The organism is Clavibacter sp. VKM Ac-2873 (assembly GCF_015351075.1).
GTDB lineage: Bacteria > Actinomycetota > Actinomycetes > Actinomycetales > Microbacteriaceae > Clavibacter.
This window is the reverse complement of sequence record NZ_JADKRS010000001.1, coordinates 901,911-925,658: the sequence shown is the minus strand read 5'-3', so window position 1 is coordinate 925,658 and position 23,748 is coordinate 901,911. Positions and strand designations below refer to the sequence as shown.

At 74.9% G+C, this 23,748-nt stretch carries 15 protein-coding genes; 10 read left to right on the top strand and 5 right to left on the bottom strand.

Annotated elements, in window-relative coordinates; translation table 11 throughout:
• Positions 1 to 2,019 carry a glycosyltransferase gene (locus ITJ44_RS04280; protein ID WP_194633495.1) on the top strand — a complete coding sequence of 673 codons (2,019 nt, stop codon included), beginning with the start codon at positions 1 to 3 and terminating at the stop codon, positions 2,017 to 2,019.
• A 191-nt stretch (positions 2,020 to 2,210) separates the two neighbouring features.
• Positions 2,211 to 4,103: an LGFP repeat-containing protein gene (locus ITJ44_RS04275; protein ID WP_194633494.1), complete on the top strand. Its 1,893-nt coding sequence runs from the start codon at positions 2,211 to 2,213 to the stop codon at positions 4,101 to 4,103.
• A 352-nt stretch (positions 4,104 to 4,455) separates the two neighbouring features.
• Here ITJ44_RS04275 and ITJ44_RS04270 read toward each other — a convergent pair whose 3' ends face one another.
• The gene (locus tag ITJ44_RS04270; RefSeq protein ID WP_194633493.1) at positions 4,456 to 7,662 is read right to left on the bottom strand and encodes an arabinosyltransferase domain-containing protein; all 3,207 of its coding nucleotides are present in this window, start codon (positions 7,660 to 7,662) and stop codon (positions 4,456 to 4,458) included.
• Positions 7,663 to 7,718: 56 nt separating this feature from the next.
• Here ITJ44_RS04270 and ITJ44_RS04265 point away from each other — a divergent pair, with 56 nt between their 5' ends.
• Together ITJ44_RS04265 and ITJ44_RS04260 are read left to right on the top strand one after the other, a co-directional pair.
• The gene (locus tag ITJ44_RS04265; protein WP_194633492.1) at positions 7,719 to 9,113 is read left to right on the top strand and encodes a hypothetical protein; all 1,395 of its coding nucleotides are present in this window, start codon (positions 7,719 to 7,721) and stop codon (positions 9,111 to 9,113) included.
• Entirely contained in the window at positions 9,110 to 10,222 is a 1,113-nt protein-coding gene (locus tag ITJ44_RS04260; protein WP_194633491.1) for a glycosyltransferase family 4 protein, read from the top strand. The genes ITJ44_RS04265 and ITJ44_RS04260 overlap by 4 nt, the downstream gene beginning before the upstream one ends.
• A 75-nt stretch (positions 10,223 to 10,297) precedes the next feature.
• Here the strand turns inward: ITJ44_RS04260 and ITJ44_RS04255 are convergent, their stop codons facing one another.
• Complete coding sequence (locus ITJ44_RS04255; RefSeq protein ID WP_194634050.1) at positions 10,298 to 11,221, bottom strand: decaprenyl-phosphate phosphoribosyltransferase; 924 nt, start codon at positions 11,219 to 11,221, stop codon at positions 10,298 to 10,300.
• A 152-nt stretch (positions 11,222 to 11,373) separates the two neighbouring features.
• Here ITJ44_RS04255 and ITJ44_RS04250 point away from each other — a divergent pair, with 152 nt between their 5' ends.
• A complete protein-coding gene (locus ITJ44_RS04250; protein ID WP_194633490.1) occupies positions 11,374 to 12,021 on the top strand; it encodes a histidine phosphatase family protein in 648 nt (215 codons plus the stop codon).
• Between the two features lie 27 nt (positions 12,022 to 12,048).
• Here ITJ44_RS04250 and ITJ44_RS04245 read toward each other — a convergent pair whose 3' ends face one another.
• From ITJ44_RS04245 to ITJ44_RS04235, 3 genes are all read right to left on the bottom strand, one after another.
• Entirely contained in the window at positions 12,049 to 13,356 is a 1,308-nt protein-coding gene (locus ITJ44_RS04245) for an O-antigen ligase family protein (RefSeq protein ID WP_194633489.1), read from the bottom strand.
• Positions 13,357 to 13,404: 48 nt separating this feature from the next.
• Entirely contained in the window at positions 13,405 to 14,850 is a 1,446-nt protein-coding gene (locus tag ITJ44_RS04240) for an O-antigen ligase (RefSeq protein WP_228494482.1), read from the bottom strand.
• A gap of 100 nt (positions 14,851 to 14,950) precedes the next feature.
• Positions 14,951 to 16,129 carry an acyl-CoA dehydrogenase family protein gene (locus tag ITJ44_RS04235; RefSeq protein ID WP_194633487.1) on the bottom strand — a complete coding sequence of 393 codons (1,179 nt, stop codon included), beginning with the start codon at positions 16,127 to 16,129 and terminating at the stop codon, positions 14,951 to 14,953.
• 164 nt (positions 16,130 to 16,293) lie between these two features.
• On the opposite strand from ITJ44_RS04235, the gene manA reads away from it, so the two are divergent.
• The 5 genes from manA (at position 16,294) to ITJ44_RS04210 (ending at position 23,744) form a co-directional block, all read left to right on the top strand.
• Positions 16,294 to 17,601, top strand: a complete 1,308-nt coding sequence (manA, locus tag ITJ44_RS04230; protein ID WP_194633486.1) for a mannose-6-phosphate isomerase, class I — start codon at positions 16,294 to 16,296, stop codon at positions 17,599 to 17,601.
• A gap of 34 nt (positions 17,602 to 17,635) precedes the next feature.
• Positions 17,636 to 18,604, top strand: a complete 969-nt coding sequence (gene galE, locus ITJ44_RS04225) for a UDP-glucose 4-epimerase GalE (protein WP_194633485.1) — start codon at positions 17,636 to 17,638, stop codon at positions 18,602 to 18,604.
• 149 nt (positions 18,605 to 18,753) lie between these two features.
• The gene (locus ITJ44_RS04220; RefSeq protein WP_194633484.1) at positions 18,754 to 19,071 is read left to right on the top strand and encodes a WhiB family transcriptional regulator; all 318 of its coding nucleotides are present in this window, start codon (positions 18,754 to 18,756) and stop codon (positions 19,069 to 19,071) included.
• A gap of 91 nt (positions 19,072 to 19,162) precedes the next feature.
• Entirely contained in the window at positions 19,163 to 22,240 is a 3,078-nt protein-coding gene (locus ITJ44_RS04215) for a glycosyltransferase family 2 protein (protein ID WP_194633483.1), read from the top strand.
• Positions 22,227 to 23,744, top strand: coding sequence for a DUF5719 family protein (locus ITJ44_RS04210; protein ID WP_194633482.1), 1,518 nt, complete (start codon positions 22,227 to 22,229; stop codon positions 23,742 to 23,744). Before ITJ44_RS04215 ends, ITJ44_RS04210 begins: the two co-directional genes overlap by 14 nt.
• Positions 23,745 to 23,748 lie beyond the last annotated feature (4 nt).

The following is a 23,748-nucleotide window of genomic DNA, read 5'->3' as shown; positions in this document are numbered from 1 at the left end:
ATGGCCGACGCGCTCATCGAGGCCACGGGCCGCGACGAGGCGCTGCTGCTGCAGCGCGTCATCTTCCCCACCGACCACGACCCGGACACGGTCCCGCTCTACGTGGACGCCGACTACTGGACGAGCATCCCCGTCGTCGACCGGCGCAAGCACGGCACGAACATGCAGGTCATCGAGGCCGACCACGACCGCGCCGTCGTGCGCCTGTCCGACATCGGGATCCTGAGCGCGATGGACGGCCACGGCGGCTTCCGGGTCCCGCACCGCCGCAAGGTCTCGTTCGGCACCTACTTCAACGCGTTCCCCGCCGCCTACTGGCGGGCGCACACGTCGCTCGAGGCGGTGGCCCTGGAGGTCATGACCGAGGGCCAGGGGCAGGTCATCGTGTACCGCTCCAACGCGCGCGGCGTCATCCAGAAGGTCGAGGGCCGCATCCTGGACGGCCCCACCACGAGCACCTTCGAGCTGCCGTTCACGAACTTCGCCGACGGCGGCTGGTACTGGTTCGACCTCGTGGGCGAGGAGGCCGACCTCTCGCTCGTGCAGGCGGCGTGGTTCGCGCCCGAGGGGACCCGCACGCGCACCGGCGAGACGGGATCCGTGAGCCTCGCGGTCACCACGCTGAACCGCGCCGAGTACTGCGTGAAGCTCCTCACCGACATCGGCGCCAACGCCGAGGTCACGCGCCTCATCGACAACATCTTCGTGACCGACCAGGGCACGCAGAAGATCGTCGACCAGCCCGAGTACCCGCGCGCCGTCGAGCTGCTGGGCGGCCGGCTGCGCGTCATCGACCAGGCCAACCTCGGCGGCTCCGGCGGATTCTCGCGCGGCATGTACGAGACGCTCCAGGCCGGCGAGTCCGACTACGTCCTCGTCCTCGACGACGACATCACGATCGAGCCGGAGAGCATCCGCCGCGCGCTCAAGTTCGCCGACTTCGCGGTCAAGCCCACCATCGTGGGCGGGCACATGTTCGACATGTACGACAAGGGCAAGCTGCACGCGTACGCCGAGGGCTTCGACATGTGGAACTTCATGTGGGGCCCGGTCACGCCGACGCGCCACGACTTCCCGTCGTCGAACCTCCGCCAGACCCGCTGGATGCACCGCCGCGTGGACGCCGCCTACAACGGCTGGTGGATGTGCCTCATCCCCGTCGAGACGATCCGCGAGATCGGCCTGTCGCTCCCCGTGTTCATCAAGTGGGACGACGCCGAGTACGCGCTCCGCGCCCGCGAGCACGGCGTCCCGACCGTGACCCTCCCCGGTGCGGCCGTCTGGCACGTGTCGTGGGTGGACAAGGACGACTCGCAGGACTGGCAGGCGTTCTTCCACGCGCGCAACCGCCTCATCGTCGCGCTCCTGCACTCGCCGTTCCCGCGGGGCGGCCGCCTGCTCACCGCCAACCTGGCCACGGACGTGCGCCACCTCATCTCGATGCAGTACTTCGCGCTGGCGGCACGCCACGAGGCCTACCGCAACATCCTCCGTGGGCCGCGCGGCCTGCACCAGGACATGGTGACGCGCCTCGCCCGCACCCGCGAGCTCGCGAAGGGCTTCACCGACGGCGTCGCGATCAAGGACCGCGACGACCTCCCCGCGGTCGAGGGGGCGCTCGCGTCGCGCCGCCGTCCGCGGCAGTACCGCGCGCCGAACGCCGTGACCCGGCCGATCTGGCTGGCCCGCGTCGTGCTGCGCCACGCCTTCACGCCGGTGAAGCCGGCCGCGCAGACGGCGCCCGAGGCCCACCTGGCCTTCGCCGACGCGCGGTGGTGGGTGGTGCCGAACTACGACAGCGTCCTCGTCTCCAACGCCGAGGGATCCGCTGCGCTGCTGCACCGCAGGGACCCGGCGACGTTCCGCCGGATGCTCCTCACGAGCATCGTGCTGCGCGCCCGCATCCTCGCCCGCTGGCCGCAGCTGCGCGCCGCGTACCGGGCCGCGCTGCCGCGCATCACGAGCGAGCGGGAGTGGGCCAAGAGCTTCGGCCTCACCCCGCCGCGCGACGGACGCTGACCGTCGCGCACGGTCCGGCGCGATCGCGCCGGGCCGTGCGGCGGCACCGTGGCGGGATCCCCGCGGTCGTTCCGCGGATCCCCGCGGTCGGGCCTCGGGTGACCAGCGGTTAGCATGTCCCAGCGGGGCGCGGTTCGGCGCCTCCGGGAACGGGGCGGCAATTGCGACGGATGAGGGGATCCGCGCGTCGGATGGTGGCGGTCATCGCCGTCGTCGCGACAGCGTGCGGGATCATGATGGCGGGTGCCGTGGGCACGCGGGACACGGCTGACGCGGCCGACATGTCCGGCTTCCGCGCCGGCGAGATCATCTCGGACTCCGTGTTCTTCGACGAGGGCACGATGAGCGCGCCCCAGGTGCAGACCTTCCTCGCCCAGAGGAACCCCTCGTGCCGGTCCGGCTACACGTGCCTCAAGGACTACCGCCAGGACACGTTCTCCCGCGGAGCCGATCCCATGTGCGGCCCGTACCAGGGTGCGAGCAACGAGAGCGCCGCCGACATCATCGCGAAGGTCGGCCGGGCGTGCGGCATCAACCCGCAGGTCCTCATCGTCCTCCTCCAGAAGGAGCAGGGCCTCGTCCTGTCGACCGCGCCCTCGGCGCGCGCCTACCGCTCCGCCACCGGCTACGGCTGCCCGGACACCGCCGCGTGCGACGAGCAGTACTACGGCTTCTACAACCAGGTCTACAAGGCGGCGTGGGCGTTCCAGCGCTACTCCAACCCCGTGGGCACCGGCCCGGGCACGCCGTGGAGCACGCGCTACACGCGGTACGCCAAGGGCACGACGGTGCAGGTCCTGTACCACCCCGACGCGTCGTGCGGGAGCAGCGCGGTCTACATCTCCAACCAGGCCACCTCGAGCCTCTACTACTACACGCCGTACCAGCCCGACAGCGGGGCGCTCGCCTCGTCGTACGGATCCGGGGGCAGCTGCTCCTCGTACGGCAACCGCAACTTCTACGCCTACTTCACCGACTGGTTCGGCTCCAGCTCCTACGACGTGAGCGGCTGGATCGGCGACAAGTACCAGGCCATCGGCGGTGCCTCCGGCCTCCTCGGCGCCCCGACCTCCCCGGAGCGGGCGGTGCCCGGCGGCGCGGCGCAGGACTTCCAGAACGGCAGCATCGTGTCATCGTCCGCCGGCGCCTTCGTGGTGCGCGGCTGGATCCGCGACGCGTGGGTCCGCGGCGGCTCCTCCGGCGGTCCGCTCGGATCGCCCCTGGCCGACGAGCAGTCGCTCGCGCAGGGGGCCGTGCAGCGGTTCTCGGGCGGCTCGGTCTACTCCTCCGCGAGCGGCGCCTACGGCGTCCGCGGCTGGATCGGCGACCGCTTCACGGCGGCGGGCGGCTCGGGCGGCGTGCTCGGCTTCCCGTCCTCCGACGAGGTGTCGGTCTCGGGCGGCGCGCGGCAGGCCTTCGCGGGCGGCGACGTCGTCTCCTCCTCGGCCGGCGCCTTCATGGTGCGGGGCTGGATCGGCGACCGCTACCGCGCCCTCGGTCGCGACGCGGGTCTCCTCGGCTTCCCCCGGGCGGACGAGAAGCAGGTCGCGGGCGGCGCGTACCAGGACTTCACGGGCGGGCTGGTCTCGGCCACCGCGAGCGGCACGAGCACGGTGCGCGGCTGGATCGCCGACGCGTACCGCGCGCGCGGAGCCGCGACCGGCGCGTTCGGGCTGTCCACCGCCGACGAGCGGCCCACCTCGCAGGGGGCGCAGCAGCAGTTCCAGGACGGGCGCTTCTACTCGTCCTCCCGTGGGGCGTTCGGCGTCCGCGGGTGGATCGGCGGCCGCTACGTCGCGGCCGGCGAGCAGGACGGCGTCCTCGGGTCGCCCACGGGCGTCGAGACCGCGGTCCCGAACGGCGCGGCCCAGCGCTTCGCGGGCGGCGGCATCTACTCGTCGGCGCGGGGCGCGTTCATGGTGCGCGGCTGGATCGGCGACCGGTACGTGGCGCTCGGCGCCTCCGCCAGCCGCCTGGGCCTGCCCGTCGGCGAGGAGCGGACCTCCGGCGGCGACGTCGTGCAGGAGTTCACCGGGGGCCGCATCGTGGTCGGGTCCGCGGGCGTCCAGGTGGTCTACGGCTAGGAGCCGCGCGTGACAGGAGGACCGTGCGCCCGTCGGGCGCACGGTCCTCGTCGTCTCGGCCCCGGGCGCCGTGCCGCGGCCGCGCCGGCATCCGCCTCCGCCTCCGCGTGCGCATCCGCGTGCGGAGACGGGGAGCGGGCGCGGGCGGAGCGGGTCCGAGCGCGGGCGGCGGGCGCCGCCTCCGCGGTCGGGACGTCGGGTCGCCCGCCGGGGCACGGGCGGCCGCACGCGCCCGCGCCCGCGCCCGCAGCGCCGCCGCGCCACCGTGTCGGACGCCGGGAGGGCGGCCCGGGTCAGCGTCGGACCGTGTCACCCGCGGGCGGCCGCCCCGGGGTCCGGCGGCGCCACGGGATCACTCGGACGCGCCGTGCTCCCGGTCGTACTCGACGATCTGCGACACCGGGTCGAACGGCGTGCGCCAGCCCCACGTCGACACCCGGTCGACCGTGAGGTCGTAGGCGTCCGCCGCGTAGGGGTAGTCGAACAGCTGCACGCGACCCCACGAGCTCCCGGCGCCCTCCATGTCCGAGGCCAGCGTGACCACGGTGGAGGAGCGCTCGACGCCGGCGAGGGATCCGCCGCGGCGCTGCACCCAGATGTTGTCGGGGCCGCTCTCGCCGAAGGTCGTGGCGAGCACCGGGCGCTCGATGATGCCGTGCGCGATGGACACGGGCCGCTGGCACGGGAACCAGAAGGAGGAGGTCCAGGTGACGGCGGTCGGCGCGCCGGGCGCGGCGAGGTCGTTGAACGACACCGGGTCGACGAGCACGGGGGCGGTGAAGCCGAACCAGCCGTCGCTGCCCGTGGTGCCGTCCTGCGCGTCCAGGCGTATCTCGTCGCCCGGAGCGAGCCGGGACGGGTCGATCGCGATGGTGCGCCAACCCGGCCGGTCGACGGTGTCCTCGACGGACACGCCCCCGAGGTCGACGACGCGGTCGTCGGCGTCGCGGATCTGGAGGCGCAGGCGGTCGGAGTCGCCCGCCGCCAGCTCGCCCCCGACGAGGACGGCGATCCGCTGACGGTCCGTCGTCTCGGGGACGCGGTACCACGGGGTGGTCATGCGGCCCACGGTGTCGCCGCGGTCGGCGTAGCTGCCCCAGAGGGCGATGCCGTCGGCCAGGACGGGCGGCGGATCGGACGCGGGCCACCCGGCGCCCAGCGCGAACGGCGCGGAGCCTGCCGCGTCGGCCTCGGCGCCCTCGGCGACGGCGAGCGGGCTGCCGGCGCTCGCGTCCCACGTGGTGATGGCCGCGCCGGTCAGGCACTGCGATCCGCTGGGATCCTCGAGGTTGGCGGCGCCGACGGAGTACCCGTCGAGACCCCGGGCGGCGGCGAGGGAGAACGTGCCCACCAGGTAGCCGCCCGTGACGAGGGCGAAGACGGTCGCGAGCGCGGTGACCGACCAGAGGCTCCGCGGCTCCGACCAGGTCCGGCCGGCGCGGCGCTGCACGACCACGGCGACGGCGACGACCGCCACCGCGACGAGGACCCAGATGGGCAGCGCGCCGAAGTGGACGGGTCCGACACCGGGCGCGCGGCCGTTGCCGAACATCCCCTGGCCCCACGCGTACGCCCACGCGTTCGGGCCGTGCAGCGAGAAGACGATGACGGGGACGAGGCTCGCGACCGCGAGCGGCGTCAGCCACCACGGCGCGCGGCGGCCGTGCAGGAGGCCGGTGACGATCCCCGGCGCGAGCACGAGGATCAGCGTCACGAACAGCGGACCGACGGAGGAGATCGCGCCGAAGTGGTGCGTCCACTTGCTGGGGGTGATCCAGAGCAGCACGAGCGAGAGCGCGAGGCCCCAGCCGGCCAGCTCGAGCGGGGCCGGGATGAGGCGGGACGCGCGGGGCGACATGCGCGACGCGGCGTAGGTGGCGACCCACCAGATCAGGAGCACGAGGGCGAGCAGGACGACGGAGCGCTTCGCGTACGACCCCATCGGGATGTCGTTCATGAGCAGCGAGTACCGGGACCACTCGTTCAACCAGGTGAGCGGCGTCTCGACCGCCGCGAAGCGCTTCGGGCCGGTGAGGGCGTCCGACAGGGTGGCGTCGGCGAAGGCGGCGAAGAGGGCCACGGATCCCACCGAGAGGACCGCGACGGTGCGCGCGGCGGCCGCGAGGCGCGAGCCGCCCTGGTACGCGAGCCGCCAGAAGCCGGGGATGCCGAGGAGGAGGGGGGCGAACGCGACGATCCCCGTGGGGTGGGCGGCGAACGCGAGGCCCGCGACGAGGGCCGCGATCGCGGCGGGCAGCAGGGTCCCGCGGTCGCGCGAGCGCAGGACGAGCGCGACGACGACGACCCCCGCGAGCGAGCCGAGGATCTCGGGCCGGCTGCCGATCGTGTACGAGAGCCACCAGATGAGGAAGGTGGCGGCGAGGAGCCCGCGCGCCCAGAGGCGGGCCCGGCGGGAGAGGCGCACGGCGGCCCGCTCCAGCAGGTGGCGGGTGACGAACCAGGCGGCGATGCCCGCGGCGAGGGCCGGCACGCGCAGCCACACGGGCGACCGGCCGCCGAGCTCCTGCCAGGCGCCGAGCAGCTGCCAGAACCACGTGAAGGGCGTGAAGGACTGGTTGAACATCTGGTAGTAGTTGCCGACGAACCCGGCGACGCCGTCGTTGAGCGACATGGCCGCGTAGTAGCCGTCGTCGTCGGTCATGGGGCCGATGAAGATCCAGAGCGTCAGCACCGCGACGACGATCGCGTCGACCGGGCGGAGGGCGCGCAGCACGCGCGAGGCGCGGCCGCGGCGCGGGGCCGCGGTGCCGGGGGAGGCGTCGGTGCCGGCGGCGGCCGCTGCGTCCGTCCCCTGCGGGTCCGACGGGTCCGCCACGGCGGCGGCGGCGCGGTCCCGGCGGCGACGGCGGTCGTCCACCGCGAGCAGGACGAGGGCGGAGACGAGGCTCAGCCACATCAGCACCATGACGGCGATCTTGATCCCGCTGGGCGTGCTGTCGAAGTCGTCGACGACCTGCACGCCGACGGCCAGGTCGGAGGGCGCGGAGACGGACGTGACGCTCGAGACGAGCGCGTCGATCTGCGGAGGGAGGGTGCCGGGCAGGTCGACGACGCGGGATCCGTCGGCGTCGAGCGTGAGCCCGTGCACGTCCGAGTGCAGCGAGTAGGAGACGTCGGCGCCGGCATCCCGCGGGATCTGCCGGGTCGTGCCGTCCACCTGGAGGGTGAGGTCCGTGCCGCTGGCGGTGAGGACGAGGCCCTCGGTCGCCGCCTCGGGCTCGGCCGGGTCGATGGTGGCGAGGAGGACGCCGTCGTCGGTGGCGGCGGCCGCGGCCACCGCCGTCGACGTGAAGGACGCGTCGAGCGCGTGCGGCGTCTGGTTGGTCAGGAGGAGCGAGGTGGAGCGGATGTCGGACGGGTCCTGCGGCCACGCCACGCGCACGTCAGCGGTGTCGACCGGAGCCAGCGCGAGGAGGCCGCCCGAGGCGATGGCGACCGCCCCGAGGAGCCCGGCGAGCAGTGCCGGCCTCGGCCGGCGGGTGGTCCTCCTGGCGGGAGCGGGGGAGTCGGACGCGGGCGAGGAGGTGGAGGACGGCACAGTGAACCGAGGGTACAGGATCGGGTCGCCCCGAGCCCGGACGGTAGCCTGATGCGATGACCGCCCTCCCCAGCGCCTCCCGTCGGGCGCTGCTGGTGATGGGGGCGACGGTCGTCACCGGCCTCGTCACCTACGTCTTCCTCGGCATCGTCTCCCGCGGCGTCGCCGCCCTCGCGCCCGACGCGGCGACCGGCGATGCCGCCTTCGACATGTTCTCCGTCTTCTGGTCCGTCGCCCTGGTCGTCGGGTTCGGCCTGTTCCTGCCGGTCGAGCAGGAGCTCGCGCGCCTCGGCGCGCACAGACGCGACGTCCGGGCCGCCGTGCGATCCGCGCTGCGCCTGTCCTCCGTGGTGGCCTTCGCCGGCGTCGTCGTCGTCGTCGCGGCGTCGCCCCTGCTGCTCGGGGCGGGGATGCCGCCCGGGCTCGTGGTCGCGTACGCGCTCGTCGCGCCGGTCTCCGCCCTCCAGTTCACGGCGCGCGGCGCCATGGTCGCGCGCGGCGACGTGCCCGCGTACTCCCGGGTCCTCCTCACCGACTCGGGGCTCCGGGTGGTGCTCGCCCTCGCCGTGCTGCTCCTCCTCACGCTGACCCAGCTGCCCGACGCGGTGTCCTGGTTCGCCGCGGCGCTGCTCGCGGCCATCGGGCTCGCGCACGTGCCGGTGCTGCTGCGCGCGCATGCGCGCGAGGCGGATCCCGTCGCCGCCGCGTCGGGGGCCGACGACGCCGTCGACCCCGCGCTCGTCGCGGTCGAGGGGGCCGTCGTCGACGAGGCGGCGGCGACCCCGGACGGCACGGGCATCCGCCGGGCCTACCTCGCCCTGCTCGGCGCCGGGGTCTGCGCGCAGCTGCTGCTGAACGCCGGACCCGTCGTCATCGCGGCGCTCGACCGGACCGTCGGCACGGCCGGCGCGTTCCAGGCCACCTTCAGCGTCGCCCGCGTGCCGCTGTTCATGCTCGTGCCGCTGCAGGGGCTCATCGTGCCGCCGCTCGTCGCCTACGTCCGGCGCGGGGAGACCGCGGCCCTCATCCGTCGCATGTCGCTCCTCGCGGCCCTCATCGCGGGCGTCGGCGTCGTCGCGGGCGTCGTCGCGGCGCTCGCGGGGCCCTGGGTCATCACGCTGGTGTTCGGCAGCGGGCGCTCCCTGCCGGCGCTCGACGTCGGGATCCTGGTCCTCGGCGTCTTCGCGCACGTGGGCCTCGTGATCGGCACGCAGGCCCTCATCGCCACCGACCGCCACCGCGACTCGTCGCTCGCCTGGGTCATCGCCCTGGCCGCCGCCGCCGCGGCGACCGCGCTGCTCCAGGGGCCGCTCGGCTGGGCCACGGCCATCGCGGGCGGCTTCGGCGCCGGATCGCTCATCGGCTGGATCACGGCGCTGCTGCGGCTGCGCGCCGTCGGGACCCGGCAGGCCCGCCTCGCGCGGGCGCACACGAACAAGGAGACCCCATGACCGACGTCGTCATCGCCCTCACCTACTACGCCCCCTACGTGAGCGGGCTCACGAACGTCGCCCGCGACGTGGCCGAGGGCCTCGTCGAGCGCGGCCACCGCGTCACGGTCGTCACCACGCGCCACGACCCCGCGCTGCCGACCGAGGAGACGATCGCCGGCGTCCGGGTGGTGCGCACGCCCGTGCTGCTCCAGCTCGGCAAGGGCGTCATCAGCCCCGCGTTCATCCCCACGGTGCTCCGCGAGGCACGGCACGCGGACGTCGTCAACATCCACGCGCCCATGGTGGAGGCGGGACCCCTCGCGTGGCGCGCGGCCAGGATCACCCGGGTCGTCACCACGTACCACTGCGACGTCGACCTGCCGAGCGGCCTGGTGAACGCGGTCCAGCGCACCGTCATGGACCGCTCGAGCGTGCTCGCGGCCCGCAGCTCGACCCGCGTCGTGGTCACGAGCGACGACTACGCCGAGCACTCCCGCATCGCCTCCGCGCTCGTGCGGGGACGTGCCGTCATCGCGCCCGGCTGCCACGACCGCAGCGGCGGGCGCCCGGCCTTCCGCGAGACCGACGGCCTGCACGTCGGCTTCCTCGGCCGCATCGTGGAGGAGAAGGGCATCGAGTACCTCGTCGAGGGCTTCTCGGCCCTCGACATGCCCGACGCGCGCCTGATCATCGGCGGCGACTTCTCCAAGGTCGCCGGCGGCTCGGTCATCGACCGGGTGAAGGAGCGCATCGCGGGCGACGACCGGATCCGGCTGCTGGGCTTCGTCGCGGACGAGGACGTCCCGGACCTGTACGCCTCGGTCGACGCGTTCGCCCTCACCTCCGTCAACGCCTTCGAGGCGTTCGGGATCGTGCAGGTGGAGGGCATGATCGCGGGCGTCCCCGCGGTCGCGTCCGACCTGCCCGGCGTGCGGCAGCCGGTGCGGACGACGGGCTTCGGCGTCGTGGTGCCGCCGCGGGACTCCGCCGCTATCACCCGCGCCCTCCAGGACATCGCCGACCGGACGGACGACGTGCCCGCGATGGCCGCGCGGGCGAAGGAGCTGTACGGGGTGGCGACCGCCACGGGCGCCTACGAGGAGCTGTTCGCCTCGCTCGCGCGCTGACTCGCGCGCTGAGCCGGGCCGCGATGCGGCGCGCAGGTCGGGCGGCGCGGCGGTCGGGCTCCGGGCGCCGCCGGATCAGATGACGCCCGGCTGCACGTAGAGGCCGATCACGAGGATCAGCAGCCAGAGGCCGGCGAGCACCTGCAGCATGCGGTCGCCGAGCGCGATCTCCTCGGGCGCCTGCGCGTCGCCGCGGTCGATGTGCTGTCCGTAGCGCAGCACCGCGAGCACGAAGGGCGCCACCGAGACGGAGAGCCACAGGTTCCGCAGGTCGGTGAAGAGCTCGAAGGCCCAGAGGCTGTAGCCGAGGATGAGGATCGTCGCGGCGGAGTGCCAGATGAAGCCGAGGTAGCCGAGCGTGTAGCCCTTGAGCGACCCGCGCACGTCGCCCTGGAGGTCGGGGTTGCTCGCGAGCTCCCCGTAGCGCTTGCCCGACACCATGAGGAGCGATCCGAAGACCGCGACCAGGAGGAACCACTGGCTGAGGATGACGCCCGTGGCCGCGCCGCCGGCGATGGCCCGCAGCAGGAAGCCGGAGGAGACGACGGCGATGTCGAGGATGGTGATGTGCTTGAGCCAGATGCAGTACGCGATCTGCACGAGCTCGTAGCAGAGCACCACCGCGGCCAGCTCGATGCCGCCGGCGAGGGCGACGCCCAGGCCGCCGACCAGGAGCACGGCGGCGACGGCCACGGCCACCGGGACCGGGACGACGCCGGCGGCGATCGGCCGCGAGCGCTTCCGCGGGTGGGCGCGGTCGGCCTCGACGTCGAGGATGTCGTTCAGGAAGTAGATGCCGGATGCGGCGAGGCAGAACGCCACGAAGGCGAGGACCGCGCGCACGAGCGACGGCTCGAACAGAGCCCCGGCGGCGATGGGGGCCGCGAACACCAGCACGTTCTTCATCCACTGCCGGATGCGCGCGGTGCGGATGACCCCGCCGATGACCGACGTGCTGCTGCCGCTGGGCGTGCGGGGGACGAGGTCTGGTTCGCTGATGGTGGTCCTCCTGGTCGGGCGATCAGAGTCACCGTAGCCGGTCGGCGGGTCAGGTGCCGAACCGGCGGGCCGCGGGCGGACGCGCTCCCGCCGGTCCGGCGGCCGGCCGTCGGATAGGGTCGTCGGGTGCAGATCCGACGGAACATCCTCCTGTGACGGCAGCCAGGATCCACCTCGTGCGACACGGCGAGGTCGACAACCCGGACGGCATCCTCTACGGGCGCCTCCCCGGCTTCGGCCTCACGGCCCTCGGCCGCCGCATGGCCGAGGCCGCCGCGGAGCGCGTCGTCGCGGAGGACCGCGAGGTCGGCCTCCTCCGCACGTCCCCGCTCCAGCGCGCGCTCGAGTCGACGGCTCCCCTGGAGGCCGCCCTCGGCCTCGAGCCCGAGCAGCGTCCTGGCCTGATCGAGGCGTCCAGCCGGCTCGAGGGCGGCCGCTTCGACGTGAGCCTGAAGATCCTCGCGAAGCCCGCCGCCTGGCGCTACCTCGTCAACCCCCTCCGGCCGAGCTGGGGCGAGCCGTTCGCGCAGGTCGCCGCCCGCATGCGCGCCGAGCTGGCGGCGGCGGCCGCGGACGCGCCCGACGGCACGGACGCGATCCTCGTCGGCCACCAGCTGCCCATCTGGATGGCGCACCGCAGCGTCACGGGGAAGCCGCTCTTCCACGACCCCCGCGCGCGCCGGTGCGCGCTGTCGAGCATCACCTCGTTCGAGCCCACCCCGGACGGGTTCCGCGAGGTCGGCTACTGGGCGCCGTCGCCCGGGCTGCTGGCCGCGTCCACGGACACCGGCGCCGTCTGATCCCGCGGCCCGCGCCACGGCACGGGCTCACGCCGCCGTCGGCTGCTTCGTGGCCTCCGGACCGGGCAGCCCGTGCCGCCAGCTGCGCCCCTGCGCGGCCTTGACGGCGCAGATCACGAGCAGCACCCAGCCCCACTCCACGATGGCGACGCTCTCCGCGAGCGAGGCGACCACGAGGACGACGAGCACGAGCGCCGTCCAGACGTCGGCGACGCCGCGCTTGGTGGTCGCCAGCGCCCACGACCGCCCGAGCGCGAGCGCGCAGAACGCGGCGAACAGCGCGAGCCCGACGAGCCCCGCCTGCAGGTAGAGGTCGAGGTAGGCGTTGCGGCCGGTCTCCTGCGCGCCCCGGCTGACGAGGTCCAGGGCCGTGTACGGGTACGCGTCGCGCCGCCAGAAGCCGACGAAGCCCCAGCCCTCGATGGTGTGGAGGTCGATGAGCCGCAGCATCTCCCGCCAGAGCGCGACGCGCTGGAGGTAGTCGGGCCGTGCCTGCAGCACCTGCAGGACGGGGGAGCGGAACGCCACGACGAGCACGGCGGCGACGGTGGCGAGCACCAGGACCGCGCTGGTGGCGAGCGGCCGCGCCTGCCGGGCGAGGTGGCGGAGGCCCAGCATCGCGAGGGCCGCCACGGCGAGCACGAGGAACGTGCCGAGGATCACCGACGACCGCGTGAGCGACGCCACGAGGAGCGCGACGACCAGGGAGAAGGCGCCACGGCCGCGCGATACGGACCGGGTCTCGAGCTCGACCGCGAACGTCACGGCGGCGACGAGGGCCAGGATCCCGAGGGCGTTGCGCTCGCCGAGCAGCCCCTGGATCGGGCCGAGGCGCTCGAGGGCGCCGCGGATCCCGAGGAACGGGATGGGGCCGTCGATCAGGAGTCCCGCGAGCACCTCGAGGGCGAGGGACGACACCAGCACCAGGCGCAGCACGTCGCCGGCTGCGCGCACGATCTGGATGAGGTCGCGGACGACGCCGACGTACACCGCGAGGAACGCGGACGCCGCGAGGTAGAGCACGCCCCCGACGGCGTCCGGCTGGTACGCCGTCCAGAGGAGCGTCGCCGCGCACCAGGCCACCAGCAGGAGCAGGGAGATGGGGAGCAGGCCCCGCCACTCCCAGTCGCCCCGCTTCGCCGCGAGCGATCCCGCGGCCATCGCCGCGAGCGCAGCGACGATCGCGACGAGCCCGGCCCAGCCGACGGTGGACCGGAGGGCGTGCGCCAGGACGGCGGTGCCGAGGATGCAGTGCGTGAGCGCGGCGGAGAAGCGCGCCGACCCGAGGAGGTCGGGCAGGAGCTCCGGGAGCTGCGGGCGTGCGGGACGGGTCATGCGTCGGCCATCACGGGCGGTCGGCGGGGCACCGGGCGGCCGCGCGGATCAGGCGACGCGGGGGTCGGCGGCGGGCGAGGGCGCCGAGGCGGAGGGCACGGCCGCGGGGACCGGGGCGACGATCGGGGGAGTCGACGCGACGCCGGCGGCCGCCGGGGTCGCGGGCGGCACCGGGCGGCGACGCGCGTCGTCGGGCCCCGGGACGTCCTCGCGCGCGACCATGCCGGACTTCGTGGCGATGGCGATGACGACGAGCAGCAGCCAGTTGCCCTCGTACAGCAGCCGGCTCTCGGCGAGGCTCTGCACGACCAGCGCGGTCATGAGCAGCAGCGGCGCGAGCGCGAGCGTGGAGTAGGGCTCGACGCGATCCCGGCGGTGCTGCGGGCGGTCGATGGCGGCCCACCAGGAGCGCACGTAGGTGGTCACGACGAACGAGGCGAAGGCCAGGAGCCCGATCGCGCCCACCTGCAGGAGGACGTCGAGGTACGCGTCGTGGGCCTGGAGGTACGTGACGCCGCTGCGGACGGCGAGTCCCTGGAACGGGTGCACCCAGGGCGCCCAGTAGCCGATCCAGCCCCAGCCCACGACGGGGTGCTGCTGCGCGAGGCCGAGCACGGACTGCCAGATCTGGAACCGGCCCGTGAGGTCGGGGGAGCGGCCGAGGAGCTCGAACACCTCGGCCGTGCGCGTCGCGACGAGGCCCGCGCCGACCACGGCGGCCACGACGACGCCGCCCGCCAGCACGAGCCGACCCCGGATGCCGACACGACGGGCGGCGAGCGCCAGCGCGGCGACGACGCCGGTCATCATCAGCGCGACCAGGACCGTGGAGCTGCCGGTGAGCGTCAGGGTGAGGAGGGCGACGAGGATCCAGAGCCCGGCGTCGCGGCGGCGCACCGTGCGTGCCGCGTACTGCAGCGCGAAGACGATGAGGCCGAGCAGCGCCACCATGGCGAGCAGGTTCGCGTTGCCGACGACGCCCTGGATCCGGCCCCCGCTGAGGAGCTCTCCGCGTGTCCAGGCGAAGGCGGCCGGCGCGCGGGGCCCGTAGTCGGTGAAGAAGGGCATCACCGGCTGGCGCACCACGACCGCGATGAACAGCTCGAAGGCGAGCGACAGCCCCAGGATGATGCGGAGCGCCCGGCCGAGCGCCTGGACGATCTCCGCCCACGACAGCGCGACCACGAGCGTGAGCGCCGCGATGGACGTCGACAGCTGGATGAGCACGCCGAGCGCCGACTCCGGCCGGTACTGCGACCACGCGATCGACAGCACCGCGATGCCCGTGAACGCCAGGAGCGGGATCGGCAGCACGCGCACGCGCGGCAGGGGCCGGGAGCGCACCAGCAGCGTGATGCAGGTGACCAGCACGGCGAGCGCGATGGCGCCGAAGCCCCACCAGCTGAGGCTGTCGCGCCACATGTCACCGGCGAACGTGGTGACGAGGACGAAGGTCGCGAAGCTCCGGAGGGCTCGGCGGCTGGCGGTGGGCATGCCCATCAGGGTATCCGGCCAGAGGCACGCGTCCCGCCGCCTGGGTGGCGCGGGGTCGACGGCGCCGTGCCCGCCCGCGCTCGCGGCCCCCCGCTGTCCATCAGACGAAGGCCGCGTGCCCCGTGATCGCCCGGCCGACGATGAGCGTGTTCATCTCCCGGGTGCCCTCGTAGGAGTAGATGGCCTCGGCGTCGGCGAAGAAGCGGGCGACGTCGTAGTCGAGCACGATGCCGTTGCCGCCGAACGCCTCGCGGCACCAGGCGACGGTCTCGCGCATCCGGCTCGTGGCGTACGCCTTGGCCAGGGCGGAGTGCTCGTCGGACTGCGTGCCCTCGTCGACCATCTCGGACGCCCGCGTCACCAGGCCGATCGACGCCGTGATGTTGCCGAGGCTGCGGACGAGGAGGTCCTGGATGAGCTGGTGTGCGCCGAGCGGCTTGCCGAACTGCTCGCGCTCGCCCGTGTAGGCGACCGCGGCCTCGTAGGCGCCGATCGAGATGCCGATGGCGGCCCACGCCACCTCGGCGCGCGTGAGCCGCAGCACCGCGGCCGTGTCGGCGAACGACGTGCCGTTCTGCAGCCGGTTCGCGTCCGGCACGATGACGCCGTCGAGCTCGATGTCCGCGTTCTGCACGATGCGCAGCGCCTGCTTGTCCTCTATCCGCGTCGCGCGGAATCCGGGGGAGTCGTTCGGGACGAGGAAGCCCTTCACCTGGCCGTCGTCGGCGTCCTTGGCCCAGATGACGGTCACATCGCTGATGGTGCCGTTGCCGATCCAGCGCTTGGCGCCCGTGATGCTCCACTCGTCGCCGCGGCGCGTGGCCACGGTGCGGAGGCCGCGCGCGGAGTCCGATCCGGACAGCGGCTCGGTGAGCCCGAAGGACCCGAGGAGCTCGCCGGACGCGAAGCGCGGCAGCCACTCGGCGCGCTGCGCGGGGGATCCCGCGACGGCGACGCTGCCCATCACGAGCCCGCTCTGCATGCCGACGACGGTGGCGATGCTCGCGTCGACGCGGCCGAGCTCGAGCGCCGCCCAGCCGCGGAACACCGCCGAGTTCTCGAACGGGCGCGTCTCGGGGAAGGGCATGCCGAACATGCCGCGCGCGGCGAGGCCGGAGATCACGTGCCGGGGGAACTCGGCGCGGGCCCAGAGCCCGTTGACGTGCGGCCGGACCTCGGCCTCGAGGTAGGCGCGCAGGTCGGCGAGGGACTCCTTCTCCCGGTCGCCGAGCCGGGACTCGTAGCCGTAGAAGTCGCCGATGAGGGGGGTGAGGGACACGATGCTCCATTGCGGTTCGTCGGCGCCCTCGGGGACGGGCGCCTGCGGCCGAGCCTAGGTCGGCGTCCCGGCCGCGTCGTCATCGGTTGGTACTTTGGTCGCGTCCGGACAGGACGCGCCCGCCCGGGCGTTGTAGGTAGCCGCCAAGCCCGACAGGATCGCCCGTGTTCACTGCCATCGCCAACATCCCCCGCGACTACGCCTGGGGGTCCCGCACCGCGATCGCCGGGCTCCTCGGCGGCGAGCCGTCCGGCGGCCCCGAGGCCGAGCTGTGGCTCGGGGCGCACGACGGCTCGCCCACCCGCGTGGTCGACCCGGCGTCGGCGGGCGGCGCGACCACGCTGGCCGAGTGGATCCGCCGCGACCCCGCGACCACCCTCGGCCCGCTCGCGGCGGGCCTGCGCCCGGGCGACGGGCCCGGCCTCCCGTTCCTCCTCAAGGTGCTCGCCGCCGACGGCCCGCTCTCGCTGCAGGCGCACCCGGACCTGCATCGCGCGCGCCTCGGGTTCCGCGACGAGGAGGAGCGCGGCATCCCGATCGACGCGCCGCACCGCAACTACAAGGACCCGCTGCACAAGCCCGAGCTGGTCTTCGCCCTCAGCGACGAGTTCCACGCGCTCTGCGGCTTCCGGCCGCTCGCGGAGGTGCGGGAGGTCTTCACGCTGCTCCTCACGCTCGACGCGTCGGGGCCCGACTCCGACCCCGCGGTGATCCGCTCCGTGCTGTCGCGCCTCATGGGCGCCGAGGCAGACGTCCTGCGCGACGCCTTCGCGTTCCTCATGGGCGGCGGACCCGAGGTGCGGCGCCTCGTCGACCGCGTCACGCTGCTCGCGAGCCTCGCCTCCGAACGGCAGTGCGGCGAGTTCTCGACCGAGATGCGCACCGTGCGGGAGCTCGCCGAGGCGTACCCGGGGGACCCCGGCATCGTCACGTCGCTCCTCCTCAACCGCGTCACCCTCCGTCGCGGCGAGGCGCTGTACCTGCCGGCCGGCAACATCCACGCGTACCTGCACGGGCTCGGGATCGAGCTGATGGCGGCCTCGGACAACGTGCTCCGCGGCGGCCTCACGCCGAAGCACGTGGACGTGCCCGAGCTCCTCGACGTGCTCGAGTTCCAGGCGCTGCCCGTCCCGTACCTCGCGCCGGAGCACGCGGCGCCCGGCGTCGACCTGTATCGGCCGGACGTGCCCGACTTCCTCCTGGCGCACGTCTGCCCGGCCACGCGCGACCAGGCCGCGGGCGACGCGGGCGCGAGCGTCGTGGTGGTCGACGGGCCGGCCGTCCTCCTCTGCACCTCGGGCCGGATGACCGTCCGCGGCGAGGTGTCGACGGTCGTCGTCGGTCGCGGCGACGCCGTGTTCGTGACCCCCGACGAGGGTCGCCTCGTGGTGACCGGGGAGGGCGAGGCCTTCCTCGCGACGACCCCCGCGCCCGCACCCGCCGACGACTCGGACCGCGGCGCCGGCGCGTGACCGGCGGCCGGAGCGCCGTCGATAGGGTTGGCGCATGACATGGTTGGTCACCGGCGGCGCCGGCTACATCGGTTCGCACATCGTCTCCGCGTTCGCACGCGCCGGCATCGAGACGGTCGTCCTCGACGACCTCTCGAGCGGCCACGAGGCGTTCGTGCCCGAGGGCGTGGCCTTCCACCGCGGGTCCGTCCTCGACCGGGAGCTCGTCGCGAGCATCCTCGGCCGCGGTGACATCCGCGGCGTCGTCCACGTCGCGGGCTTCAAGTACGCCGGGGTCTCCGTCCAGCGCCCCCTGCACACCTACGAGCAGAACGTGACGGCCACGGCCGTCCTGCTCGAGGAGATGGAGCGCGCGGGCGTCGACAGCATCGTCTTCTCCTCGTCCGCCGCGGTGTACGGCACGACCGACGTCGACCTCGTCGACGAGCGGACGCCGAAGGCCCCCGAGTCGCCCTACGGCGAGTCCAAGCTCATCGGCGAGTGGCTGCTGCGCGACCAGGGTGTCGCGAAGGGCCTCCGCCACGCGTCGTTGCGGTACTTCAACGTCGTCGGATCCGGCGAGGAGGGCTACTTCGACACGAGCCCCCACAACCTGTTCCCGCTGGTCTTCGACGCCCTGCTCGACGGGCGGACCCCGCGCATCTACGGGGCGGACTACCCGACGCCCGACGGCACGTGCGTGCGCGACTACATCCACGTGGTCGACCTCGCGGCCTCGCACGTGGCCGCCGCCCGCCGCCTCGAGGCGGGCGAGCCCGTCGAGCCCGTCTACTGCCTCGGCAGCGGCGCGGGGGTCAGCGTGCGCGAGATCATGACGGCGATCGCCGGCGCCACCGGCATCGCGTTCGAGCCCGAGCTGCACGACCGCCGGCCCGGCGACCCGGCCCGCATCGTGGCCTCCGGCGCGCTCGCCGCGCGCGACATCGACTGGGCCATGCGGCACTCCCTGGACGACATGGTCACGAGCGCGTGGCACGCGCGCCAGGCCGGCACCCCGGCCTAGCGCCGGCGGCGAGCGGCGGCGCGTCGCAACCCTCGAGGAGCGGCTGAGGGTTTACGCTCCGCGGCTTGACGGGAGCGAGTTACACCGGTGTAATTATGACGATGAGCTGGGGCCGGCCGGGCGCCCCGGCCGCGTGGGGAGATCGTGACATGGCACTACCTGAGCACCACGCCGGAGTCCCCGACGACTGGTTCGTCGACCCCGTCCGACTCGGGGTCCCCGGCGTCCGCGGCGTCGACGACGGCAACCCGCTCGCGTGGCAGGCGGACTCGCTCTGCGCGCAGACCGACCCCGAGGCCTTCTTCCCCGAGAAGGGCGGCTCCACCCGCGACGCCAAGAAGATCTGCGGCTCGTGCGAGGTGCGCAGCGAGTGCCTCGAGTACGCGCTGGAGAACGACGAGCGCTTCGGCATCTGGGGCGGCCTCTCCGAGCGCGAGCGCCGCAAGCTCCGCAAGCGCGCGGTCTGACCCGGCCGCCCGAGGCCCGCGGTGTCCGGCTTCCGGCGCGCCGTCCCGCTGCGGCGGATCCCCATCACGCACCACGTAGGGTCTCCCTGTCATGCAGCCACGAGTAACCGCGATCCTCGTCGCCCACGAGGGCGCGCCGTTCCTCGACCGGACCCTCGAGGCCCTCGCGGCGCAGACCCGGCGCCCCGACCAGGTGGTCGCGGTCGACCTCGGCTCCCGCGACGGATCCGCTGCCCTCCTCGCGGCGTCCGACCCCACCCGGATGGTGCAGGCTCCGGCCCGCATGACCTTCGGGCAGGCGGTGGAGCAGGCCGTGCGCGTCATCCCCGCGCCGGAGGGCGACCACGAGCTGCTCTGGCTGCTCTCCGCCGACAACGCGCCGGCGCCCGACGCGCTCGAACGCCTCCTCGCCGCCGTGGAGGCCTCGCCGAGCGTCGCGGTCGCCGGCCCGAAGCTCATGGAGTGGGACCACCCCGGCTACATCCACGAGCTCGGGACCACGCTCACCACGCTCGGCGCGGCGGTGCCCGTGGTCGACGTCGAGCTCGACCAGGCCCAGTACGACGACATGAGCGACGTCCTCGGCGTGGCCGCGGGCGGCATGCTCGTGCGCCATCGCCTCTGGGACGAGCTCGGCGGGTTCGATGACGCGCTGCCCGTCATCGACGACGCGCTCGACCTCTGCGTCCGGGCCCGCCTCGCCGGGCACCGCGTCGTGGTCGTGCCCGCCGCGCGCGTCGCCTCCGCGGGCGACGCCGCCCCCGGCACGGCGTTCCTGGGGAAGCGCACGCCGCGCCGCCGCCGCCGTCGCCTGCGCCGGCAGGCCCAGCTGCACCGCCGCCTCGCGTACGCGCCCGCGGCCGCCGTCCCGTTCCACTGGCTCTCGCTGGTGCCGCTCGCCATCCTGCGCGCCCTGCTGCAGATGCTGCGCAAGCGGCCGACCGCCGCGCCCGGCGAGATCGCCGCCGCGGTGCGCGTGGCCGTGGCGCCCGGGCGGATCCGCGCCAGCCGTCGTCGGGTCGCGGCGGCGCGCACGGCGCCGTGGTCGAGCATCGCGTCGCTCCGCCAGCCGCTCGCGGTCGGCCGCCGACGGAGGTCGCTGGCGCGCGAGCAGTACCGGGTCGAGCACATGGGCGTCTCCGACGGCGTGGAGTTCCTCGCGACGGGTGGGGGCTGGACCGTGGTGGCGGCGCTCCTCCTCTCCGCCCTCATGTGGCTGCCGCGGCTGACCGGCACGGCCATCGTCGGCGGGCAGCTCCTGCCGCTCGGTCCGAGCGCCGGGGCGCTGTGGGCGCAGGTCGGGATCGGCGTCCGCGGATCCGGAGCGGGACCCGTCGCCCCCTCCGACCCGTTCGCGTACGTGCTCGCCGTGCTCGGCAGCGTCACGGCGTGGGAGCCGTCGCTCGCGGTCCTCGGGCTCTTCGTGGCCGCCCTGCCGCTCGCGGCCCTCGCCGCCTGGCTGTGCGCCGCGCAGCTGACCCGGAACGCGTGGCTGCGCGCGCTGGCCGCCCTCGTCTGGACCCTCGCGCCCACCCTGCTCGTCGCGCTCGGCGACGGACGCCTGCCCGCCGTGCTCGCGCACCTGCTCCTGCCGTGGCTCGCGCTCGCGGTGCTGCGCGCGCCGCGCTCGTGGTCCGCGTCCGCCGTGGCCGGGATCCTGATGGCGGCCGTCGGCGCGTCCGCCCCGTCGCTCGTCCCCGCCGTCCTCGTGCTCTGGCTCGTCGCCACGGTGCGCGCGGGACGCGACGCGGGTCGGCTCATCACGATCCCCGTGCCGCTGGTCGCCCTGGTCGCGCCCCTCGTCGTCCACCGCGTGATGCAGGGCCAGCCGCTGGCGCTCGCCGCCGACCCGGCCGTCCCCGCGGGGTTCGCGCCCGCCGACGTGCCCGGCCTCGCGCTGGGCTTCCCCACGTCCGGCCTCGGAGGCTGGGCCTCCTTCGTCGAGGGGCTGGGCGCGGGGCTGCCCGCCGCGGTCCCGCTCGTCGTCGTCGCCGTGCTCGTCGCGCCGCTGGTGCTGGGCGCGGTCGCGGCGCTCTTCCTCCGCGGGTCGCACCGCGCCGCCCTCGCGCTCGGCGTGACGGTGCTTGGGTTCGCGACCGCCGTGCTCGCCGCCCGGACGGTGGTGCAGTCGACCGGATCCGACGTCGTGGCCGTCTGGCCCGGATCCGGCCTCAGCCTCCTCTGGCTCGGCCTCGCCGGGGCGCTCGTGCTGGGCTTCGCGACGCTCGGCCGCCGCTCGGTCGTGCCCGGGCTCGTCGCCGCCGTCACCCTGGTCGTGCTCGCGCTGCCGCTCGTCTCCGCCGCCGTCGCCGGATCCACCGTGGTGCGCGCCACCTCGGACACCTCCCTGCCCGGGCTCGTGGTGGCCGAGGCCGCCACGGATCCCGCGGTCGGCACGCTCCTGCTGCGCGCCGGGGACGACGGCTCGCTCTCCGCCGACGTCGAGCGGGGCGCCGGCCGCACGCTCGAGCAGGTGTCCACGGTCGACTCGACCATCGGACCGCTGTCCGACACGCAGAGCCGCGTCGCCGAGCTCGCGGGCAACGTCTCCTCCCGCTCCGGCCTCGACGCGACCGACGACCTCCGGGCGCTCGGCGTCAGCTACGTGCTCCTCGCGACGCCCGCGGGGGACGCGGAGGCCGCCGTGCACGACCGCGCCCGGGCCGCGCTCGACGACGATCCCGTGTTCACCGCCGTCGGGCAGACCGAGGCCGGTCTGCTCTGGCGCTTCGTGGGCAGCGACGACCTCGTCGCCCAGGTCGCGGGTCCCGGCAACCTCGACGACCCGGGACGCGCGGGCGTCCTGGCGGCGCAGGCGCTCGTGTTCGCGCTGACCCTGCTCCTCGCAATCCCCACCGGCGGGCTCGCGGCGCGCAGCCGGCCGCTGCCCGCGTACCGCGAGCCCGTCGCGGCCACGGACGCGCGCCCGGCGGACGCCGAGGAGCCGCGGGCCGTGCACGACGACCGCGGCACCCCCGCGTACCTCGACGAGCCGACGGGGCAGGCCGCGGAGTCGGTGCCGTTCGGCGACATCCCGCAGGCGGGGGAGCGCCGCTCCGGCGACGACGGGGAGGGCGATGACGACGGATCCGCGCCGCCCGCCGACAGCGACCCCGACCGCGACCCCGCCACCGACGACGACCGTAGGAGGACAGATGGCCAGGCGTGACGCCGTGCGCATCGCGACGCGCGTGACCACCGGGATCGTCGGCGTCGCCGTGCTGGGGGTCGTCGTGACCGGCGCGCTCCTGCTCCCGCCCGCCGCGGTCGACGCGAGCGCCCCCTCGGTGCTCGTGACCCCCGTGGCGACCGACCAGCAGCGCGTCTGCCCCGGATCGCTCCTCCGCCCGCCCGCGGCCGACGCCGCGTCTCCGACGACCGCGGTCGCGGTGGGGAGCGCGGCCGTGACGAGCGGATCCGCGACGACCGGGTCGACCGGCGCCGCCCCCGCGGTCCGCACCTCGCGCATCCAGGCCCCCGAGGTGCAGGGAGCGGCGTCGAGCGCGCCGTCCGTACTCGCCGCCGCGGGCGCCGTCGACGACGCGCCCACCGACCTCGCGGGCGCGGCGTCCGAGATCGCGACGGAGGCCGACCTCGCGGGGCTCGCCGCCGCGTCGTGCTCCGAGGCCACCGCGGACGCGTGGCTCGTGGGCGGCGCGACGACCACCGGCCGCACCACGTTCGTCGTGCTCGACAACCCGTCCGGCGTCTCCTCCACGGTCGACCTGGCCATCACGGGCGAGGACGGGGCCGTCAGCGCCCCGGGCGCCAGCGGGATCTCGGTCCCGGCCGGCGGCCGCCGCGTGCTCAGCCTCGCGGGACTCGCCCCCGACCTCTCCTCCCCGGCCGTGCACGTGCAGAGCCGCGGCGGCCAGGTCGTCGCCCGGCTCGAGCAGAGCACGGTCCGCGGGCTCCTCGCGGGCGGCGTGGACTGGATCGGGCCGGCCGCCGCCCCGTCCACCGCGCTCACCATGACCGGCCTCCGCATCGACTCGCAGGCCGCGCCCGTCGCGCCCGTCGACGGCCAGGACGCGCCCGCCGCCGACGAGGGCGGATCCGCGTCCGGAGCGGGCTCGGACCCCGGCACCGACCCCGACCGCGAGACGGCGGTGCGCGTCCTCGTCCCCGGATCCGACGACGCCGACGTCAGCGTGAGCGTCACCCCCGAGGAGGGCACCGACGGCACGGGCACCACCTTCACGGTGCAGGTCGACGCGGGCCGCACGATCGACGTCCCGGTCAGCGCCCTCCCCGACGGCCGCTACTCGGTGACCGTGCAGAGCTCGGTCCCGGTCACGGCGGCCGTGCGCAGCGTGTCCGGCGCGGCGGAGAGCGGCGCGACCGACTTCGCCTGGCTGCCGTCGGCCGAGCAGCTCACGCGGGACGCGCTCGTGTCGGTTCCCGCGGGTCCGGCGCCCCTCCTGCACCTGCGGAACGCCGGGGACCAGGCGGCTGCGGTCACGGCCCGGCCGACCGACGGCTCCGCGGCCGTGTCGATCGACGTGCCCGCGGGATCCGAGGTCTCCGCCGCCGTCGAGGCCGGGCGCACCTACCTGCTCGAGGGGACCAGCGGCCTCACCGCGACCGTGACGCTCGCCGAGCCGGGCCGATCCGCAGCGCTCCCCGTCGTGCCGGTCCTGCCGGCCGCGGACCCCCTGCGCGTCCACCCCTGACGCC

Coding starts and splice junctions, on each gene's coding strand:
- ITJ44_RS04245 (WP_194633489.1), bottom strand. CDS start 13,356: ATGACCCGTCCCGCACGCCCGCAGCTCCCGGAGCTCCTGCCCGACCTC.
- ITJ44_RS04220 (WP_194633484.1), top strand. CDS start 18,754: ATGGCACTACCTGAGCACCACGCCGGAGTCCCCGACGACTGGTTCGTC.
- galE (WP_194633485.1), top strand. CDS start 17,636: ATGACATGGTTGGTCACCGGCGGCGCCGGCTACATCGGTTCGCACATC.
- ITJ44_RS04275 (WP_194633494.1), top strand. CDS start 2,211: ATGGTGGCGGTCATCGCCGTCGTCGCGACAGCGTGCGGGATCATGATG.
- ITJ44_RS04265 (WP_194633492.1), top strand. CDS start 7,719: ATGACCGCCCTCCCCAGCGCCTCCCGTCGGGCGCTGCTGGTGATGGGG.
- ITJ44_RS04215 (WP_194633483.1), top strand. CDS start 19,163: ATGCAGCCACGAGTAACCGCGATCCTCGTCGCCCACGAGGGCGCGCCG.
- ITJ44_RS04210 (WP_194633482.1), top strand. CDS start 22,227: ATGGCCAGGCGTGACGCCGTGCGCATCGCGACGCGCGTGACCACCGGG.
- ITJ44_RS04280 (WP_194633495.1), top strand. CDS start 1: ATGGCCGACGCGCTCATCGAGGCCACGGGCCGCGACGAGGCGCTGCTG.
- ITJ44_RS04240 (WP_228494482.1), bottom strand. CDS start 14,850: ATGCCCACCGCCAGCCGCCGAGCCCTCCGGAGCTTCGCGACCTTCGTC.
- ITJ44_RS04260 (WP_194633491.1), top strand. CDS start 9,110: ATGACCGACGTCGTCATCGCCCTCACCTACTACGCCCCCTACGTGAGC.